Origin of the sequence: Fibrobacter sp. UBA4297, assembly GCF_002394865.1 — a bacterium.
Lineage (GTDB): Bacteria > Fibrobacterota > Fibrobacteria > Fibrobacterales > Fibrobacteraceae > Fibrobacter.
On sequence record NZ_DGUZ01000006.1, the window covers coordinates 69,064 to 85,107 of the forward strand.

Below are 16,044 nucleotides of genomic sequence, written 5' to 3' on the forward strand. Positions count from 1 at the left end.
AGTGGTTAGAACTTAGAACTTAGAGCCGTGCGGAGGGCTGCAAGTGCATCGGCAATGCGCCAAGTGGATTTGTCACGGGTGGTGGCAAAGTTGCTTACGGCGCGAATTTCGTAGCAGGGAATACAAAAGGCATGGCAAATCGAAAAACAGGCGGCACCTTCCATTGATTCGACATCGACATTGAAGTTTTCGCTACGTTCTTTTGCCATAGAGGCAGTCCCCGTGCAGCAGTTGACCGTAAACCCTGCTGCCGACCTTAGCCCAGAAAGCCAGGTGGGAACACCCCGCAACGACGAGGATTCGTAAACTTGTGCGTGCACGCTAGGCAAAGCGCCATTTGTAGGATTTCCGCAAACCTTGTGCCACGGCGTAAACGTGCCATCGCATTCTACAACGCCAAGGTCCCCTACAATTTCGGAATCGACACGGACGACATCGCCGATTTCAAGACCGCGGTCCGGATAGGCGCCACAAATTCCAGCCTGCACTACATGCGTAAAAGGCCCCTCGGCGGCAAACCGAGAGAGCAAAACGGATAAATTTGTTGCAAATTCCAACATTCCCACGCCGAGGACTACAGCAAAGCCACGGCTTTCAGGAAGTTCGATGATTTCGCCTAAACGAATGTTATTCTGGACAAAGGATTTGCATTCTGGAAAGACGCCAAAGAATTCCACGTTTGAGGCAAAAGCAAACAAAGGAACAAAGTCGTTTTCCATCGCAAAGTCCTTATTCGAGGCGTTCAACCTTTGTCGAAAGATCGGCCTCCAGTTCTGCAACACGGTCGAGGCTCAAGTTCCACGGGCGTTCAACTTCGCAGCGAGCACTCGCCACAGCAGTAGCCTTCGCCAAGCAGCTTTCAAAGCTCAGATTTTGTTCAAAAGCATAGAGCCAGCCCGCAAAGAACGAGTCTCCGGCACCAATGTCATTTTTGACCGTAATTGTAGGCGGTTGCAACTGGATGCCCTGGAACTTCTTTTCCATGAGGCGGAAGGCTCGCACCGGAGCATCCTCTTCGGTCACGACAAGGTTCTTGATCGGGAGGCGTTCAAGGACTGCGGTCGCCGTCATCTTCCAGAACTGCGGGCTAGACTTCACCTGCGGAATGCCCATGCGTTCTAGGAGCTTGCAGTATTCCAGCATGTTGATTTTCAGGAGGTCCACGCCTTTTGCAAGGAGATCATCAATGCCGTCAATAGCGTCGACAAAGATATGCTTGTCGCTAAAGTCTAGGTCATTGAACATCTTTGCGTTAAAGCCCTGCGGGAACGTTCCACACAAAGCAATGTATTGCGTTGAATCCCAATAATCGTTGAGCGTTTGTGCAAAATCGTCGTTCTCGGAATCCGCAAGAGTCGGAGACGGTTCCACGAGTTCCGTCGTGTCACCGTTGCAAGCAATCGTCGTGCAGATACGCGTATTCTCGCGAATCCAGATTGGCACCTGCTGGATGCCGCAAGCAGAAAGCTCGTCAAAAATTTTTTCTCCGTTCCCGGCACCGAGGAAATGCATCAAACGGGGCGTGCCGCCCAAAAGCTGTAACACTCGGCAGCAGTTGATGCCCTTGCCCGATGCGTATTCCTTGACCTTCTGAATGCGGTGGACTTCGCCTGGAGTAAACTTGTCCAGAAAGAACACCCTCTGCCAAGCAGGATTCAAACCGAGAACTAAGATTTCCCTTGACATCGCTTACCTTAGAAGTTCACCTTGTAGAACTTGCGCTTGCCCACCTGGACAACGAGCTGGTCGCCACCCTTGATTTCGATCTGGGCCTGCGGATCGGCGAGCTTTTCGCCACCAATCTTTACGCCACCGTTCTGCACCATGCGGCGGGCTTCGCCCTTACTGGCAAAAGCCTTGATGTTCACGAGGAGGTCGAGGGCGCCATACGAGCCAGCATCGACGGAGCATTCGAGAGCGTCACTCGGGATAGCGTTTCCGCTGTGGATTTCGCGTTCCTTCGCGGCAGCGGCCTCGGCGGCTTCCGCGCCGTAATACTGCGTCACGATGTCGATAGCGAGGCGGTGCTTGGCATCGTTCGGATTCATCTTGCCTGCGGCAATGTCCGCCATCATCTGCTTGATTTCTTCGAGTGGGATGTTGGTCAAAAGTTCGAACCAGTTCTCGACAATGCTGTCGGCAAGGCTGTAAATCTTGTGGTACATCACGTCAGCCGGTTCATTGAGGCCAACGTAGTTGCCGATGGACTTACTCATCTTAACCTTGCCGTCAGTACCGAGCAAAATCGGCATGAAGAGACCGATCTGCGGTTCCATGCCTTCAAAAATCTGGAGGTCGCGGCCACGGAGCACATTGAACTTCTGGTCAGTGCCGCCGAGTTCCACGTCGCTTTGGATAGCGACGGAATCATACCCCTGCATCATCGGGTACATGAATTCGTGGAGGCTGATGGGCGTATTGGCCGTATAGCGGTTGTGGAAGTCCTCGCGTTCGAGCATCTGGGCGACAGTGAACTGTCCCATGAGTTCGGTCACCTTGCTGAACGGGAGCTTAGAGAACCATTCGCCGTTGTAGTGGATTTCCACTTGGTCGCGGCGGACGACCTTGAAGAACTGTTCCTGGTATTCCTTTGCGTTTTCGAGCACCTGTTCGTGCGTGAGACGCGGACGTGCCTTATTGCGGCCGCTCGGGTCACCGATCTGTGCGGTGTAGTCACCCACGATGAGCACGACGGTATGGCCGAGGTCCTGGAACTGGCGGAGCTTGCGCATCACGACCGTATGGCCAAAGTGTACGTCCGGAGCCGTCGGATCGACCCCCATCTTGATACGGAGGGGTTTGCCCGTTTCGTAGGACTTCTGGAGTTTCTTTTCGAGTTCATCTTGCGGCACAACATCGGTAACGCCGCGCATCAAAATTTCAAGCTGTTCTTTTACAGGACGGAATTGCATGTTTTTAATTAAGTGGTTAGTGGTTGGTGGTTAGTGGTTAGGGAAATACAAGTCTAAACCGCTAATCACTGGAAGCCCATTTTAAAGGAATGGATAATCATAACGGGTTAAAGATAGCAATTAAGTAAAACGGGGCCACCCAATTCGACTTTGAAACAAATCAAGTTTAGCAGTCCATAGTATCACAATGATACATGTAAAAATAGTTTTACAGAAAAACACAAATTTTGCACTTTAATTATCACATTCATTTGTTAGTTTTGCTCGCAAAACTTATCAGGAAAACATTATATGAAAAAAATTCTTTTGTCCATTGCACTCGCTGCCATCAGCGCATTTGCAGTTTCTGCCCCGAAGACCCATGACGGTTTCTTCTTGAACGCCACGATGGGTGCAGGCTATTCCAGCTTTGAAGACAAGATTGAAGGCGGTCTCGGTAAGATGACTTGCGACGGCGGTGCATTCGAAGCATCCTTTAAACTCGGCGGTACTATATACCCCAACTTAATCCTTCATTTTACCTTCATTGGCAACGCCATTTACTCAGACCTCGAATTCAAAGCCGGGCGCGACGAAGAGTCTCTTGAACACGACGGTTTCAACATGCTTATGCTCGGCGGCGGTTTAACTTATTACGTCGTCCCCGAACAAAACATTTATGCCAGCGCTTCTTTCGGCATTACCGACATAAGCATTTCTCTAAACAGCAACTCCTACAACTTCGACAATCTTGATGCCGGCTTCGGCTTCAACATCACCGTCGGCAAAGAATGGTGGCTGAACGATGAAAACGCTCTCGGCGTGGCATTCTCGTTCTCCCATCACTCCGCTGACGGTAACTATCGTGGTGAAAAGAACGAAGCCTCCTCCAATTCGTTCTCCATCGTGGCATCCTACACGTTCAACTAATTGTTGATTTAAACCATTGAAAAGCCTCCATGTCTAACATGGAGGCTTTTCTTTTTTACAGTCCTGTCACGCAAGCGTGATTATTTCCGTTTGTTCTGTTGACGGCGAAGGATATACTTGGTCAAGAAGTTGTAGAATTCTTCTGTTTTGGAATTATCCTGCTTGTTACGGCGGAGCGATACCACGATATCACGCTTAAAATCCGTATCGGTAATTTCGAGAAGCTTGACACGTTTGTGGTCCATCTTGCCCCATGAGAGCTCAGGCCAGAAGCCAACGCCAATGCCTGCGGCAACCGCTTCCTTGACAACAGCGGCGTTATCACTTTCGAATGTAACGTTTGTATGAAATCCGATGCTATCGCAGAGTTCGTTACAAATCTGGCGGTACTGTTTGGAACCGTAAAGGCGGATGAACTTTTCATCTTTCAAGTCAAAAAGCGAAATAGAATCGAGTTTTTTGTACTGCGCCGTATTCGGAACCGCCAAGAAAATCTTTTCAGAATGGACAAAGGTCTCGTCGCTTTCGGTATTGTCGAGTTCGGGCCTGTAGTTCGCGTAAGTGCGCACGCAAATATCGAAAACGCTCGTTTCCTCGTTCTGCACAATATCCACATCAATGTCTGAATTACTTCGTCTATACTCAATCACTGCACTTGTAATGAGCGTGGATGCCGCAAGAACGTTCAGCTTGACATTGTTATTCAGCTTGTTCGCCGTCTCCTTGAGGAGTGCCGGAAGCGCCATCATATTCTCGTAAAGCGGTTGGAGTTTTTCATAAAAGAACTTTCCGCTATCCGTGAGTTTGATGTTACGCCCGGAATTTTTGAACAGCGATACACCCAGCTCATCTTCGAGCTTGTGGATAGCTTGCGTAAGCGCCGGCTGAACGATGCAGAGGTTCTTCGCGCTTTGCGTCACGTGTTCCGTACGGGCTACTTCCAAGAAGTATTTGAGCTGAGTCAGTTCCATGGGGTGAAATATAGGTTTTTAGACGAGAGGGAGGTGCCCGATCATCCCCGTCAAGCGAGGACAGGCGTCGGGCATGACAATCAGGCGGGCATGACAACATAACTGCTACTTGCTAAAAGCAGCAAGGTCGATGCCGAGCTGTTTAATTTTGTAAGTGAGGATGCGCGGGGTGGTCGAGAGACTGCGGGCCGCCGCAGCCATCTTGCCCTTGCTGCTCTTGAGGGCGTCGCAAATGATGTCGCGTTCGTACGCCTCGACCATGAGCTTGAGGTTTCCGCTCACGGGCGTTCCGCTGGTTTCATCGGTCTGGATGGTCGGCGGGAAGTGATGTGGATAGATGACATCTTCTTCGGTCAAGAGCACCGCACGTTCAATCGCATTTTCAAGTTCGCGCACATTGCCTGGCCACGGGTAGCTCATGAGCATTTCGATTGTACCGCGAGCAAGGCGGCGCACGTTTTTACCCACCAAGCGGCAGTAATGTTCAACAAAGTAATCCGCCAAAAGCACAATGTCGGTGCGGCGCTTGCGAAGCGGCGGCACGTAAATCGGAACGATGTGGAGCTGGTAATACAAGTCTTCACGGAATGCCCCATCCGAGACCATCTGCTGCAAATTTTTGGTCGTTGCACAAATCACGCGAACGTTCACCTTTTTCGGGAAGCGGGCGCCCACGCGTTCCATTTCACCCTGCTGCAAAAGGCGAAGCAACTTTATCTGCAAGTTCGGAGTGAGTTCCGCAACTTCATCGAGGAATAGCGTTCCGCCTTCGGCCTGCTCGACGCGGCCCGGCGCCTCGTTGACGACGCCAACCAAGGCGCCCTTTTCGCTACCGAAAAGCTCCCGGTCCAAAACGGACTCCGGGAGGGCCGCGCAATGCACTCGCACGAACGGCCCTAAATTGCGGTCAGAACGGAAATGTATGGCTTCTGCAACAAGCCCTTTGCCTGTCCCCACCTCGCCCACAATGAGCGCCGGGAGCGGGCTTTTTGCAACTTGGTCAATTCGCGTATAGACTTGTTGCATCTCGGGCGTTTTACCGATGATGTTATCCGGCTGGAAACGCGCCTTAAGTTCCATCGCCATACGTTCGTTTTCGGCCTTGAGGATTTCGTTTTCTTCTCGGGCCTGGCGGCGGAGTTTTACGGCAGTCGCAAGCATCTGCGCGATAATTTCGAGCAAATGAATTTGGTCGTTGAGGTTCGCTTCGTCGGGATTGTGCTCGTCAGCACTCAGGGCACCAACGACTTCCTGTTCCATGATAATCGGAACGCAAAGGAACGCCTTGTCTTCGGTCTTGCCGCGGCCCGTGCGGTCCAAAAAGTCCGGATCTTTCGCGACGGAAGGAATGATAATGGGCTTACCCGTTTCAACAACTCGGCCCGTAATGCCTTCGCCCACCTTGTAACGGCCCTTGCTCGCCTGACGACTGCTCAAGCCTTCGGCAATTTCAATGGAGATTTCGCCGGTATGACGGTTGTACAATGTGAGGGTCGCATGCTCGACGCCCATCACCGATTCGACGGTCTGCAATACAGGATGCGCCACCGTTTCGAAATCAAGACTCTGGTTCAAAATAGAGCTGATCTTGTAGAGCAGCTCCAGTTCTTGAATCTTGGCGTGAGTCGTAGGCATGGACTAACAATATAAATTTTTGAACTGTATAAAATGGAGATGCCCGCTCGGAGGCGGGCATGACAAAGCGTGGCTGGAAGCGTAGCGTTACTTCAACGCTTCTTGAACGAGTGCGGAAGCGCGCTTGGAATCAAAGCGGCCCTTGACCTTCGGGGAGAGTTCCTTCATGATCTTTCCCATGTCCTTGGGAGAAGAGGCGCCCGTTGCAGCCTTGATTTCGGCAATGAGGGCCTTGACTTCGTCTTCGGTCATTTCGGCAGGCATGTACTTGCGGTAAAGTGCAATGCAAGCTTCTTCAGCCGGAATCTTGTCCAGGAATCCGCCCTTCTTGAGGATTTCGATGGATTCCTGTTTCTGCTTCACGCTCTTGGCGAGAACATCGATGCACATGGCGTCGGTAATGCTTTCGGTAATCTGTGCCGGAGTGGCACCAGATTTCATAGCTTCGTTCTTGATGTCAGAATGGAGCGTACGAAGAGTTCCGAGAGTTTCGGCATCGTGGGCCTTCATGGCTGTCTTGATGTCGTCGAGAATCTGGGTAAGCAAAGCACAACTCATATTGACCTCGAGCGATTATAACGCTTCGCTCCAAGCGATGAAGATTTGTTATAAAACACCTAATGAGTCATCAGCACTAGCCGACAACTCATTAAAGCTTAACAAAGTCCGATTAAGGAATCGAATTAGTAGAGACGCTTGCGGTTCTGGTCAGCAATCTCTTTGAGACGCTTGCGACGAGCTGCAGTTTCAATGCGCTTCTTTTCTTCGGAAGGCTTTTCGAAACGCTGACGCTTCTTGACGTCGGAGATGATGCCATTCTTTTCGCAAGACTTGGTGAAACGCTTGAGAGCGCGTTCGAACGGTTCGTTGGACTTAACAATAACGCCGATCACGATAATCCTTTGGTTAAAAATTCAATTTTTTGATAGCCAAATATACCTAATTTTTTCTATTCCGTCAAGGGTAACAATTTTTTAGCGGTTGGAGCGCAATTTTGCAACGCCAGCCCTAACCTATATTACCCCCTTTATATTCCATTGCGAGCATGGTAATGTCGTCAAACTGCGAAGCGTTGCGCGTAAACGCGTCGATTTGGCGCTTGACAAAGCGACACATTTCCTTGGTGCCTTTTCCGCCCCCATGCGTAAGCGCGTCTAGCAGTCTGTCGTTGCCGAACAGTTCATTGTGTTCGTTAGTCGCTTCAGTGACGCCATCAGTGTAGAGGAATAACGTATCGCCCGGAGCAAGTTCAAGCGTCTGCATCTTGTAGCGCGAGTTTTCCATCGCCGCCATGACAACGCCGGCCTTGCTCTTTGCAAATTCAACCGAGCCATCCTTATGGCGGATAGCAGGCGGGTTATGCCCGGCAGACGCAAATTCCACATGCCCGGTCTTCAAATCGACAAAGCCCATCCACACCGTCACGAACATGTTCGCCCGGTTGCGCCTGGCCAGCTCATAGTTTGCCTTTTCAAACGTCTCGGCAACAGACTTTAAGTTCTGCGCCATCGTTCGAAGCACAATGCGCGAAACCATCATAAACAGCGCGGCAGGCACGCCCTTGCCAGAGACATCCCCCACGACCACGCATAGACGTCCGTCATCGAGCTTGAAGAAATCGTAAAAGTCACCGCCGACTTCCTTCGCCGGTAAGAGGAACGGAGTCAGTTCATGATACGGATCTCCTGAGCCTTCCTCCTTTTCGTCCATCGACAAAAATCCAATCTGGATATCCTTTGCAAAATCAAGTTCGCTTTCGATGCGGTCCAGATCCTTCTGCTTTTCCATGTGCTCCTTAAGTGAAGTGCGCATGTTCAGGAACGCCCAGCCAAACTGGGCAATCTCGTCACGCCCCGAAAGGTGCGGAATCGCCACATCAAAGTCGCCCTGCCCCATCTTGTTCGCCGCCACGGCAAGTTCCTTGAGCGGACGGGACACCCTGGTCGAAATCACAAATATCAAAAGCAGCATCACGACATAGCCGGCAAAGCACATCCACGCAAACATTTTTTCCAGGGAGCGCTGGCTTTCCATGAATTCACTCGCGGGCCATACAATCATAAACGTCCAGCCGTTCGATTCCATCGCCTTGAAGTAAATGACCGCATCCTTGCCATCTGCAGTTGTTCCCATGAAGAGGCCCTTCCTCATGCTCTGCACGGTCTTTTCGAATTCCGTAACCGTCTGCGCGGTCATTCCTCCGGAGATGTCGGACAAACTTTCTTTAAAGACAATCTCGTTCTTGGGGTGAGCGATAATGGTATTGTTCGCAGACAGCACGACAACATAGCCCGAGTTCGACACAGGAATCGACGCCACGGTTTCCTTGAGGAACGCAATCGACATATCGACGCAAAGAACACCCGCAAAAACGGTGTTCCCGTAGGCATCCTTCTGGTAAATCGGTGCCGTATAAATTGCAATCGGTTCCTTGATAAAATCACCGACAAACGGTTCCTGCCAAAGCCCCTTCTGCAAGTTCTTGGTGCTCTTGTACCAAGTCTTTTCAAGGTAATCCTTGCCTTTCAAGAGCTTGATTTCGTTACCTGAATATTGAGCAAGGCGCATCACTTCCTGATGCAATTTTGCCTTGGGCGCCATACCCGGCTCGTAAGCGACAACCACGGCAAGTACCTGCGGGAGCGTCTGGCGGGCGTCAAAGACAGCCTGGGTCAAGAAGTCGTCGAGGTCCTTCCCCGAAAGCATTTCCTTGCCAAGCACTTCGGCATATTCATCGCCAATCTTTTTCCCTTTTTCGAAAAGTTTTTCAATAATGGCGACATTGGCGAGACTGATCTCTTCGCCCTTTTCTGTGAGCAGTGTCGAAAGCTCGCTTTGCACCTTGAAACTGAGAACCCCGAACAGCGTCGCGAACACGATGCTGAAACCGACTAGGGTCATCATGGACTGTTTGAACGCCAGTCCGTGCATGTTGAAGCCCATAAGGAAAACCTTTTCTTTTTGCTACGACAAAAATCGTTTTTTATTACATGCGAAAATATATGTAACTAAACAGGACTTGTGTAGGAACTCCCCAAAAAAATTTCGACGAATAACGTCACTGCAAAAGACACCGATTCAGCGCGCCGCAAAACCATTAAACATTTGAGCACTAAATATAGGTAAAAACTAGTTTTTTTTGCGTAATTTTTTGTAAAATATCAACTTTTTTCACAAAAATAAATCTTCGTAACTTGCGAAGTATCAAAGACTTATGTATATTATTTGTAAGAATATTCCAAAATAGCCGAAGCCATTATTTTTTAACGCGGAGTACAACAATGAAGCTGCAATCGGTATCGTTAATCGGGGCAATAACCCTTTCATGCGCCTTACTTTCCGCCTGCGGTAGCAAGGAAGAAAAACCGGCTCCTCAAGCCGAAGTAAAGCCTGCCGTCGAAGAACCAGCTCCCGTACAAGAAGCCGCACCGGAACCAGCCCAGGAAGAACCGGCTTTGGTCCCCATCCAGTCTCTTAGCGAAGAAAAGGCCGCTCCTGCAGAACCGGCCGCACCGGTATCTAGCGTTGAACAGGAATCCTCCGGCCCGTTCGTCATCCAGGTGAGCATCCAGGCCTCCAGAAGAGCAGCAAACAATGTCGTAAGCAAGCTCTCTGACCAGGGCATCAAGGCATACGTTGCCGAAGTTGAAAATCCAGGCGAACTCGAAGGCACGTTCTACCGCGTACGTGTCGGATATTTCTCCACGATTGCAAACGCCCAGCAGTTTGGCAAGGAAGTCCTCGCTCCGCAGGGTTACGCCGGATGGGTGGACAACCGCAAGAACGACCGCATTGGCCAGCCTGGCGCAAGCGAAGACATGTAATTTACAAAAGCAACGAACTGTTAAAGGCCCCGCACTTGCGGAGCCTTTTTTTTGATTTTCAAGCGGTTTTCATCATCAGATGAGCATGTCTATTTCGCCGTTTTTCAGGCGACGCTTCTGATCTTCGCACCAGGACTTGTAATACTCCTCAAAGCCGTCAACGCCCCAACCAAACTCATCCTTGACCTTCTTGGTCACCACGACGTTTTTGCCGGAACATTCAACCTTGTACAGCGGGTCATTGGAATCTTCGGCCTCTTCCTTTTGATCATAGCATTCTTCAGCAGCTTCTTCAGCGTCGGTAAACGTCATCTTTCGAACACCTACCGGCGTGCCACTTTCAAACGAAGTAGTCTCCTCAAAACCAAGGCCCTTATAGGACTGGAGGATTGTAACGGTTTTGCCGGAACGGGATACTTCGCACTTATAGCCGCCAATATCGACAATCGTGGATGAGGGATCGGTCGATGAAGAAGGATTGGACGATGCCGAATAATTCTTTGCCCAGACCTTGAATTCTTCACAGTTTTCCCTGAAATCGGCTTCATATTCGCTCAGGTCGCCCTCATCTACTTCTTCAACAAAAATCTTGTTGCCAGAGCAGGTCACCTTCATGGAGCCATCCAGCCAATGGCTAGCCTCCTCTTTATTTTTTTGACACTCGTCAGCAGCAGTCGCGTTGTCGGCATACCAGTATTCCGACGTGATGCTTGAATAACGCGAACCGTTCTTGACTGCGGTCGAGGTATAGGTCCCCACACCGGGTAACGTCTGCACTGTGGTTACGGAATTAGCAGTCGTAGTAACCGTGCAAGACGGCTCGCCCGCATCGACGACCGGGATATTTTGATTTTCCTGATTTTGGACAAAGCCATTAGCCGGATCTCCACCAACCGGATCAACAACAGCCTGGTTTCCTGTATCCGGCGTAGACGGGGTATTGCTAGATGTCGGGCTGCTGCCATCATCGCAAGCGGTCATGGCAAACATGAACGCCGATGCAAGAATAAGTTTTTTCATAAAATTTTCTCCACATTAATTTTTAGAGCAATGTAGCAAAGATTTTTTTGAAAAGCAATCGAAATTTCGCACAAACAAACACTTAAAGGGGCAGGGTTCATCTAGAGGAGGTCCGAAAAGAACGCCGTTATCTAGTTTACGGAGCTTGGGCTATACGGGGTAAAATCTATATTTGGGATATGCCTACAAAAAAGCCCAAAGTATTTGTCGTGCATCTCGGATGCGCTAAAAACCAGGTCGATGCGGAAAACCTCGTCGGCGAAATGCTCCATGCAGGTTTTGCGACCTGTGATACCGCCGGGAAGGCGGACTACATCCTCGTGAACACATGCGGTTTTATCGAAGCCGCTAAGGAAGAATCCATCAACGCGATTCTTGCCCAGGCCAAAGCCAAGAAGGCAAAGCAGAAGCTGATTGTATCGGGATGCCTGAGCGGCCGCTATGGCGAAGAGATGATGAAGGAACTGCCCGAGGTGGACTACTGGGTCGGCACGTACAAGCCGGGCGAACTTTTGAAGAAGATGGGCATTGTCGCTCCGCAGAGCTGTGACGCCGAGAACCTCCCCCGCATGAACTTGGGAGGATTTAGCCACCACGCTTATCTGAAAATTGCGGAAGGCTGCAACCGCCGCTGCGCCTACTGCGCCATCCCACTCATCCGCGGCAAGCAGGATTCTCGCTCTATCGAAGACATCGTCGCAGAGGCAAAGGACCTCGAAGCGCAGGGCGTCAAGGAAATTACTTTGATTGCACAGGACACGACTTACTTTGGACGTGAAAAGGGCAAAAAAGGCGGCACGCTTGTTGAACTTTTGCGCGCTCTGCTTGACAACACGAACATCCCGTGGATTCGCATGCTTTACTGGTATCCGATGTTTGTGGACGATGAACTTCTGGACTTGATGGCAAAGGAACCGCGCCTCGTGAAGTACGTCGATATGCCCATCCAGCACGCCAGCGACAAGATGCTGAAGCTCATGAAGCGCAATTACCGCAAAAAGGAACTTGTCAAACTGTTGCACAAGATCCGCGAACGCATTCCGGGCGTGACGCTCCGTAGTACTGTGCTCGTCGGGTTCCCCGGCGAAACGCACGAAGACTTCGAAGAGCTGATGGAACTTTTGCAAGACGTGCAATTTGACCACCTGGGCGGATTTGTGTTCAGCCCAGAGGAAGGTACTCCCGTGATGGAAATGGACCTCCCCGCCGTGGACGAAAGCGACGCCCGCGCAAGGCTCGAAGCAGTCACGGACTACCAGGAAGAACTCGCCGCCGAATACGCCGAGAACATGATTGGAAAGACAGTCAAGATTATCATCGACCAGGTCGCTGAAGAAAGCGAATACCACTTCTATGGCCGCACGGAAGGCAACTCGATGGAAAACGACGATATCGTGAAAGTCATCGAGGGCGATGGCGACGTAGGAGAATTCCACAACGCACTTGTCGTGGATGCCGAACCGCATGAACTTGTGGTGAAGATTGTGGATTAGGAGTTAGTGATTAGTGGTTAGTGGTTAGTGGTTAGGATTGCAATAAGAACGTTCTTTTTACATTCCTGTTTACTAGCCACTGTTTACTAATCACTAAATTCATTCCTGTTTACTAACCACTTTTTACTAACCACTTTTTCTTCTCTCGTCTAAATTATTATATTATACCCGCCTTAAAGGCTCACGCCCGTGTATCACAATGGATAGTGTCCTTCCCTCCGAAGGAAGGTATTCCGGTTCGATTCCGGACATGGGTATTAAAAGCAAACAAAAAGCCCGCCGTTCCTTTGAACTGGCGGGCTTTTTCGCATTTACGCTAGCAACTACTTGGCGTTCCTGCGTTCCTTTTCACGCTGGCGACGGCGCTTTTCGGTATCATCCGGGAAGAATTCCGGGAAGGCGTAACCGATGGTAATGCCAAACACGATGCCCGTCTTGCTCATGCCATCCTTATTCACGACACGGGAAGCATAGGTATCGACTGCAGATGTTCTAGAGTCCACAGTTTTCTTGTAGCTCGGGTTGTTTTCCGGAGCCTTTCCGAGATCCGGCGCGTAGTACATACCGAAGGAGAACTGGAGATAGTACCATTCGTTCGTGAGGTAAGAAATCAACACGTCGAACTGGAAACCATTCACAGAAATAAGCTTGCGGACGTTGTTTTCCGGTTCCATATCGTGGTCAAAGTAGACCGTACCATAAGAAGCGGACAAGCCCAAGTGGATAGGAATCTTCGGGAAGAAGTAGTAGTTCAAGCCGACCTTATAGCCCGTACCGCCTTCAAGCTGCCAGTATTCAAACTCGCTGTCCTTGACCTTCGGCAAGAAGCCATAAGATGCATAGGCGCCAACATGCCAACGGGTGATGTATTCGGCACCGATACCAAAGCCCATACCCATGCCAGATTCGCCCATGAACGGCATGCGGGAACCAAGGCCCATTTCGAAAATAAGGCGGTCCTTGAGCCAGTCACGGCGGCGTTCGGAGTTTGCATATTCATCCAGACGCTGCTCTTCTTCGAACTTTTTACGAGCGAGAAAATCCTTGCGCTGTGCGGCATTCATACCTGCCATAGACGCTTCGACGTTTTCTTCTTCTTCGTCTTCATCGGAAACCTTGGCTGCCGGAGCCGCAGTTTCGGCAACAGACATAAAGCCATCATCAGCATCAGCCGAGGCTGCAGGAGCTTCAACGGTCTGTTCAGCAACAGGAGTTGCCTTCTTGGATTTCGCTTTACGCGCTTTTGCAGGGGCAGCCCATGCAACTAAACTCGAGAGACACAACAACAACAACAATTTTTTCAGCATTGAAAAAACCTCAAATAAATAACCACGCTTGGAATATAACTTATTATCTAAGTTTTTTTCAAAAACTTCTTGTAAAAGTTGTTTTTTCGTTTGATTTTACATTTTCGTAAGGTTCAAATATGTCTATTTGACCTTCGTCAGCGTCGCCTTGATGCTCCCAAGCTTGATTTCGCACTGCATGAGCACCGGAATCCGCTTGTCATCATCGGTAAACCAAATGAATATACGGCCACTGGAATTGAAAATGCCATCGCCATCGAGTACCGGTTCAACCTTAACGGTCTTGAACGAGCCAAGGTCCGTCTTGATAGTTTCCCTGCCATGGGTGACAACCTTGAGTTCATAGCGTTTTTTGCCGCTCACAGCCGAAAAACGCGAAGTTTCGCCAACTTTCAGAGGCATGGTCCGCACAAGATAAAAGGCAGACATGATGCTGTGTTCGAGGCCGGTAATGGTCACGGACGTATCGGCAGAGCGCTTGACTTTGTGCTGGTCGGCATCCTTGAACACGGTATCGGAAAGCACAGCCCTCTTGGCATTGCGGTCAAAACGGATAAGCGACTTGTTGTGGAACGTCCCCTCGTGGAGGGACTTGCGGAACACGTCCGTCATAAGGCCCTTTTTGTGGACAAGAGTGTAAACCGTGTCATGGACGGGATAAAACTTATTGACCGTCTTGTTGGCTGTTGCAAAAGTCAGGAATTCGGTCTTGCCGTCTTTACGAGGTTTGACCTCGAGCGTAGCATAGCCAGCCGTGATAAAGCCCCAGCTGAGTTCATATTCAAGGCGTTCGCCCTTCATCCACGGAGCATTGACTTCGGGAAGAGTTTGCCACTTGGGGAGCGAAGCTGAGGAAGAGGCCACGGAACTTGAAGATTGCACTACGCGAGCCGCCGCGCTTTGAGACTGCGCGTTGGATACTTGTGCAGGCAGAGACTGCGTTGCAGGCTGGGACTGCGCGGACGAAGACGAAACCGAGGTTTCCGCCGCCATAGATGAAATCGATAAAGTAAGCGCAAACAACAAAACACTTTTCAAAGCACGATAAAACATAGGCCCCAATACTCTTTTAATGGATAAAATTTAAGATAAGGACAATATATAAAAGTAGGGATTCGTTAGACGAGAGACGAGAGACGAGAGATGAAAGTTTTTTGATGAAAAGTAAGATATAAGAGACGGAAGGGGACAAAAAACGCCAGCAGGATGCCGGCGAATGAAGTTAATTGTTATTGGTCAATGGTCATTGGTCATTGGTTAATGGCTAATAACGCAATTTAACGCTTTTGGAGCTTGTTTTAAAAAAAAGTATTAGAGGTTGATTTTAGGTATTAAGCTCTTTATAATCGCACCTTCGGTGCAACTTTCATGAGAAACGCACCGCAGGCGCATGCTCAGAGGGAGCGGAGCGCGACTATAGCACAGCCTACTTCCTACCGACTACTTCTAACTAGCCTTCGATGTCACCGAGGCCCTTGCGGTAAGCGATGAGCTTTTCCTTGACGCTTGCGTCAGAGAGGGCGACGATGTGGGCGGCGAGGTAACCGGCATTCTTGCCGTTGCCGATGCCGACCGTGGCCACCGGGATTCCCGGGGGCATCTGCACGATGGAGTGCAGGGCATCGACGCCGTTGAGCGGGCCGCCGGCGCAGGGCAGGCCAATGACCGGAAGAATCGTGTGCCCTGCGAGCACGCCCGGGAGGGCTGCAGCGAGGCCAGCAACACCGATGAGGACCTGGAGGCCTCGCCCGGCGGCTTCGCGAGCATACTTCGCTGTGGCGTTCGGGGTGCGGTGTGCCGAGAGAATGTTGAATTCCCACACGATGCCGAAGCTGTCGAGCACGGCGGTGATCTTGTCTACAGTTTCCTGGTCGGACTTGCTACCCGCAACGATACCGACCTTTGCATTCGGAACTTCATTAATCTGCATATTTAAGTTTCCTTGTTCAAATCATACAACAGAGCGCTTTCGA

Annotated in this window: 15 protein-coding genes and 1 tRNA gene; 4 read left to right on the plus strand and 12 right to left on the minus strand. The window is 50.3% G+C overall.

Annotated features, from left to right (window positions below; genetic code table 11):
* Positions 1-5 precede the first annotated feature (5 nt).
* The 3 genes from mqnB to tyrS are packed head-to-tail and all read right to left on the minus strand — an operon-like array spanning position 6 to position 2,912.
* Positions 6-719, minus strand: a complete 714-nt coding sequence (mqnB, locus tag B3A20_RS02300; RefSeq protein WP_290761391.1) for a futalosine hydrolase — start codon at positions 717-719, stop codon at positions 6-8.
* Positions 720-729: 10 nt separating this feature from the next.
* On the minus strand, positions 730-1,686 hold the full coding sequence (locus B3A20_RS02305) for a 1-phosphofructokinase family hexose kinase (protein WP_290761393.1): 957 nt from the start codon (positions 1,684-1,686) through the stop codon (positions 730-732).
* A gap of 8 nt (positions 1,687-1,694) precedes the next feature.
* On the minus strand, positions 1,695-2,912 hold the full coding sequence (gene tyrS, locus B3A20_RS02310; protein ID WP_290761395.1) for a tyrosine--tRNA ligase: 1,218 nt from the start codon (positions 2,910-2,912) through the stop codon (positions 1,695-1,697).
* A 291-nt stretch (positions 2,913-3,203) separates the two neighbouring features.
* Here tyrS and B3A20_RS02315 point away from each other — a divergent pair, with 291 nt between their 5' ends.
* Positions 3,204-3,821, plus strand: coding sequence for a hypothetical protein (locus B3A20_RS02315; RefSeq protein ID WP_290761397.1), 618 nt, complete (start codon positions 3,204-3,206; stop codon positions 3,819-3,821).
* An 80-nt stretch (positions 3,822-3,901) separates the two neighbouring features.
* Here the strand turns inward: B3A20_RS02315 and B3A20_RS02320 are convergent, their stop codons facing one another.
* The 5 genes from B3A20_RS02320 to B3A20_RS02340 form a co-directional block, all read right to left on the minus strand.
* Positions 3,902-4,792 (minus strand): LysR family transcriptional regulator, encoded by an 891-nt coding sequence (locus B3A20_RS02320; RefSeq protein ID WP_290761400.1) that lies wholly within the window; start codon positions 4,790-4,792, stop codon positions 3,902-3,904.
* Between the two features lie 105 nt (positions 4,793-4,897).
* Positions 4,898-6,427, minus strand: a complete 1,530-nt coding sequence (locus tag B3A20_RS02325; RefSeq protein ID WP_290761402.1) for a sigma 54-interacting transcriptional regulator — start codon at positions 6,425-6,427, stop codon at positions 4,898-4,900.
* Between the two features lie 87 nt (positions 6,428-6,514).
* Positions 6,515-6,985 carry a GatB/YqeY domain-containing protein gene (locus tag B3A20_RS02330; RefSeq protein WP_290761404.1) on the minus strand — a complete coding sequence of 157 codons (471 nt, stop codon included), beginning with the start codon at positions 6,983-6,985 and terminating at the stop codon, positions 6,515-6,517.
* A 125-nt stretch (positions 6,986-7,110) separates the two neighbouring features.
* Positions 7,111-7,320, minus strand: a complete 210-nt coding sequence (gene rpsU / locus B3A20_RS02335; RefSeq protein ID WP_014546541.1) for a 30S ribosomal protein S21 — start codon at positions 7,318-7,320, stop codon at positions 7,111-7,113.
* Between the two features lie 115 nt (positions 7,321-7,435).
* A complete protein-coding gene (locus B3A20_RS02340; RefSeq protein WP_290761406.1) occupies positions 7,436-9,370 on the minus strand; it encodes a SpoIIE family protein phosphatase in 1,935 nt (644 codons plus the stop codon).
* 338 nt (positions 9,371-9,708) lie between these two features.
* On the opposite strand from B3A20_RS02340, the gene B3A20_RS02345 reads away from it, so the two are divergent.
* Positions 9,709-10,251 (plus strand): SPOR domain-containing protein, encoded by a 543-nt coding sequence (locus B3A20_RS02345; RefSeq protein ID WP_290761408.1) that lies wholly within the window; start codon positions 9,709-9,711, stop codon positions 10,249-10,251.
* A gap of 75 nt (positions 10,252-10,326) precedes the next feature.
* Here the strand turns inward: B3A20_RS02345 and B3A20_RS02350 are convergent, their stop codons facing one another.
* Positions 10,327-11,271: a hypothetical protein gene (locus B3A20_RS02350; protein WP_290761410.1), complete on the minus strand. Its 945-nt coding sequence runs from the start codon at positions 11,269-11,271 to the stop codon at positions 10,327-10,329.
* 179 nt (positions 11,272-11,450) lie between these two features.
* Between B3A20_RS02350 and rimO the strand changes: the two genes are divergently transcribed.
* Both rimO and B3A20_RS02360 read left to right on the plus strand, forming a co-directional pair.
* Entirely contained in the window at positions 11,451-12,764 is a 1,314-nt protein-coding gene (rimO, locus tag B3A20_RS02355) for a 30S ribosomal protein S12 methylthiotransferase RimO (protein ID WP_290761412.1), read from the plus strand.
* Between the two features lie 185 nt (positions 12,765-12,949).
* Positions 12,950-13,021 (plus strand) — tRNA-Arg (locus B3A20_RS02360).
* Positions 13,022-13,087: 66 nt separating this feature from the next.
* Here the strand turns inward: B3A20_RS02360 and B3A20_RS02365 are convergent.
* From B3A20_RS02365 to purE, 3 genes are all read right to left on the minus strand, one after another.
* Positions 13,088-14,071, minus strand: coding sequence for a hypothetical protein (locus tag B3A20_RS02365; RefSeq protein ID WP_290761414.1), 984 nt, complete (start codon positions 14,069-14,071; stop codon positions 13,088-13,090).
* A gap of 123 nt (positions 14,072-14,194) precedes the next feature.
* Positions 14,195-15,124, minus strand: coding sequence for a DUF3108 domain-containing protein (locus B3A20_RS02370; protein ID WP_290761416.1), 930 nt, complete (start codon positions 15,122-15,124; stop codon positions 14,195-14,197).
* A 397-nt stretch (positions 15,125-15,521) separates the two neighbouring features.
* Complete coding sequence (gene purE / locus B3A20_RS02375) at positions 15,522-16,001, minus strand: 5-(carboxyamino)imidazole ribonucleotide mutase (protein WP_290761418.1); 480 nt, start codon at positions 15,999-16,001, stop codon at positions 15,522-15,524.
* Between the last annotated feature and the right edge of the window lie 43 nt (positions 16,002-16,044).